General features: G+C 45.5%; 4 protein-coding genes. 2 read left to right on the plus strand and 2 right to left on the minus strand.

Going from position 1 to position 3,973, the window contains the following annotated elements:
- Positions 1–868 (minus strand): M24 family metallopeptidase (locus AC5V8P_RS24095; RefSeq protein ID WP_495473946.1); only part of this gene is annotated, 868 nt, incomplete at its 3' end.
- 80 nt (positions 869–948) lie between these two features.
- Positions 949–1,542, minus strand: a complete 594-nt coding sequence (locus tag AC5V8P_RS24100; RefSeq protein WP_064796343.1) for a YqhR family membrane protein — start codon at positions 1,540–1,542, stop codon at positions 949–951.
- 267 nt (positions 1,543–1,809) lie between these two features.
- Between AC5V8P_RS24100 and AC5V8P_RS24105 the strand changes: the two genes are divergently transcribed.
- On the plus strand, positions 1,810–2,811 hold the full coding sequence (locus AC5V8P_RS24105) for an ABC transporter substrate-binding protein (protein ID WP_064796342.1): 1,002 nt from the start codon (positions 1,810–1,812) through the stop codon (positions 2,809–2,811).
- A gap of 216 nt (positions 2,812–3,027) precedes the next feature.
- The coding region (locus AC5V8P_RS24110) for a DUF1385 domain-containing protein (protein WP_495473947.1) at positions 3,028–3,973 on the plus strand (946 nt) is incomplete at its 3' end.

A 3,973-nucleotide genomic window follows, 5' to 3' on the forward strand; every position in this document is an offset into this window, starting at 1 on the left:
CTGTACTGTGTCCGAAATTGTCTCCATAGCCATGGCTCGCAATAATATCCCGGGTCAACGCATCCGCTTCACGGCCTGTCATTCCCGGCTTAATATGTTCGAGTGCGTGAAGCTGCGCCTTGAGTACAATATCATAGATCTCGCGCAACTGAGGCGCCAAATCCCCTTCTGTAGCTACAGTACGTGTCAAATCGGAGCAGTAGCCATCCAGCAACGCACCAAAGTCAAACGTAATCAGCTCACCTGCTTGTACTAACTTAGCACTGGCTACTCCATGAGGCAATGCCGAACGAACTCCGGATGCCACAATCGTGTCAAATGAAGAAGAAGTAGCTCCTTGCTTGCGCATGAAGAATTCCATTTCCAGATCCAGCTCACGCTCGCTGACTCCTGGTTTGATGTAAGGTAAAATGTGTGCAAATGTAGCATCTGCCAAATCTGCTGCGCGTTGCATCACTTCAAGCTCTTCCGCATCCTTGTACACTCGCAGTTTTTCCACAATGCCCGATACTGGAACCAGCGTAATAGGTGACAAATCTTCGCTGTAAGCTTTATGTGTCGCAACAGTTACATCATCCTGCTCAAAGCCTGTTTCGCCAATCTGATGGGAAGACAGCAATTCTTTTACTGTTTCCATGACCTGCGCAGCGTGCTGCACTACCGTGAAGCCTTGGGCTTGCTCGGTCGCTTGCGTCATATAGCGAAAGTCGGTCAGCAAATAGCTATGGGATTCTGTAATCAGCACATAACCCGCCGAACCTGTGAAGCCTGTCAAATATCGACGATTGACAGGGCTAGTAATCAGCATAGCTCGCAGATTATGCTCGCCCAGCGCCTGCCGCAACTTTAGCACCCGGTCATTCTTCATCTTCATTCCGCTCCCCTCTGTCAAATAACCAAATGCTATTTTAACACAGGGGATGGGCGCTTGAGAAGTTTTTGTTACTTTCAGTCCCCAGCTTTCTCAGGCTCGCGCATTCTTTCATCCGTATACTCGACAGCAACGGTATATCCGATAAATAGTCCCCACAGTAAAAACACACAAATTTCTGTGTAGATGGAATTCCATGTTAACCGATTCGGAGGGTTCATCATCCCTAATTTAGGGCCTGTTAATACAAATAAAACAACCCACCAAATCAGACCGTATATAATGCCGGGTATAGGGCCATTAAAGCTGCGTAAAATCAGAGTGTACACCAATGACGCTACCACGGACAATGCAATAAAAAACAGCAGTCCTACCAGATGCCCTGCCATGGTGTTCATAAACGAGTGCTTGAAAAACGGCTCTGCCAGAAAGCCAGGCGCTACTACTGTAAAGTGCAGCGAATAAAATAGCCAGCGAATCAATCCCCAGAGCAAACCTGCAAAAAAGCCCAGCTCAAGTGCAAAGGGAATGAGCGGTGTATGTATTTTGCCCGACTGTCGTCTACCTCTTCCGCTGTTGTCATTATGATTACGCTCATCACGGTGATCCCTAGATTCATGAGACTGTTCCTGATCATGACCTACTTTGGGTATAGAGTAAGTTCCGCTCATATGGCTTTAATCTCCTTTCAAAATGCATAAATTTCTCTCATGCTACGGACTCCTTTATTTTTGAGGAAAAGCATGTACTTCCACCGAATTTTGATGTCTATTTGTTTTGATAGGTAGTATGCTCCAATGAAGGTCAGTTTAACAATGAAGTTTAAGAGTGGATTTTATAATCTTTTCATTGACAAAAATGCACCTGTCTCATAATACAATTATGAAAATGATAATCATTATCATTTTATAATACATATATACAGGAGAACGCAGTCTATGAAAAAGGGATTCATCGGATTCTTATTGTTACTGGCTTTTACACTCACACTGACAGGTTGCGGTGCACCTGACAACTCAGCTAATAAAGGTCAGGGCGCTACGGTCGGCAGCAAATCGACTGAAGCCGCGACCGGTCCTCTGACAGTAAAGCATAATCGTGGTGAGATCACGCTTGACAAACCCGCGCAGCGTGTCGTAGTGCTGGAATGGACATTTACGGAGGATTTGATTGCATTGGGCGTTCAGCCGGTTGGTAATGCAGATAACGCCAACTATAAGGTGTATGTAACTCCAGAGGCTGCTCTGGACAGTAGTGTGGTCGATGTCGGTACACGCAACGAGCCTAATTTGGAGGCGATTGCAGCATTAAAACCAGATCTAATCATATCCAACTTTGATGGGAATGAAGCGATCTACGAGCAACTTAAAGCCATCGCACCGACGATCGAATATAATTTGAACGACGGTAACGGCTACGATTACGATAAAATGGTAGCAATTTTTAACAGTATCGCAGTCGCTCTTGGAAAGGAGGACAAAGCTAAGCAGGTGCTCGCCGAGCTGGATCAGCATTATGCCGAAGCCAAACAAAAACTCGCCGCCGCAGACAAGTCGAATTTTCATTATATACTGACACAGGCTTTCACTTCGCAAAATGCTGCCAGCCTGCGTATGTTTTCTGATAATTCAGTCGTTGTAGGAACACTGGCGAAGTTCGGTTTGATTAACGATTGGAAACCGAGCAAGGTTGAATCGTATGGCTTTTCAACGGTAGGCATTGAAGCTCTGTCAGCCGTTCAGGACAGTAATTTTATCTATATTGTGCAACCGGACGATAATGTTTTCGGCTCATCTATGAAAAATAATTCTGTCTGGAACGGTCTGAATTTCGTCAAAGAAAAACGCACCTATCCGTTGGATAGTACAACATGGACGTTTGGCGGCCCTGTATCCTCGAAGGGGCTGGTTGATCAGGTTGTCGGAGCAATTACGCAATAAGTTCGATCCGATGATACAGTCCGTTTATAACTGGTGATATTAAGCATTTATGAGGGTGGCCAAACTGCCCTTATAAATGCTTTTTTACACCTGTAGTATGAATCCCCCCACTCCAAGGATTTCATCTTCTCCACATCCCATTTTCGTCTAACTAGATATTCCCTTCCAAATTCGATACAATATACAAAAAAGCATGTATTAAGAGAGGTGAGACGGTTGTCACAAGCATCCAAGCCTGTGAGCTACGGCGGTCAGGCAGTCATTGAAGGTGTCATGTTCGGCGGCAAGCGTGTCAATGTCACGGCAGTTCGCCGCAAATCTGGCGAAATCACATATTTGGAAGTACCACGCAAGGAGCAATCCTGGGTGTCCAAATTCCGCAGAATTCCGTTATTGCGGGGGATTGTCAGCATCATCGACTCCAGTGCCAAGGGTACCAAGCATTTGAACTATTCAGCTGATGCATATGCTGATGATGAAGTAGATCCAGAAGAACGTGCTGAACAAAAGAAAAAAGAGGAATCCCGTTGGAGCCTAAGCATGATGATCGGCGTGGCTGCGGTCGGTATATTGTCCTTCCTCTTTGGCAAAATTGTATTAACTCTTGTTCCGGTTGTTGTGGAGAGTTTTCTATTTGACGGTTTGTTTCACAATCAGATTCTGCATAACCTCGCTGAAGGAGCGATCAAGCTGATTTTGCTGCTGGCTTATTTATGGGGTATTTCCCAAACTCCGTTAATCAAGCGATTATTTCAGTATCATGGTGCGGAGCATAAAGTAATTACTGCTTATGAAGCGGGAGAAGAACTCATTCCGGCCAACGTACAAAAATATAGCCGACTGCATTACCGCTGCGGCAGCAGCTTTATTATGCTCACCGTGATTATCGGGGTACTCGTCTACTCCCTGTTTACCTACGATACTCTGTGGGAGCGCATGGGGCAACGTCTTTTACTGCTGCCGATCGTATTAGGGCTTTCTTTTGAATTCCTCAAGTTGACTAATGCACTTCGGGAAATTCCAGTGCTTCGTTATCTGGGTTACCCTGGCCTGTGGCTACAATTGCTTACCACCAAAGAACCGACTGATGATCAAGTGGAGGTATCAATTGCCTCGTTTAAGCGTATGCTTGAATTGGATGCTGAGTTGGAAAATGTGCCTG

The organism is Paenibacillus sp. N119s (assembly GCF_059447605.1).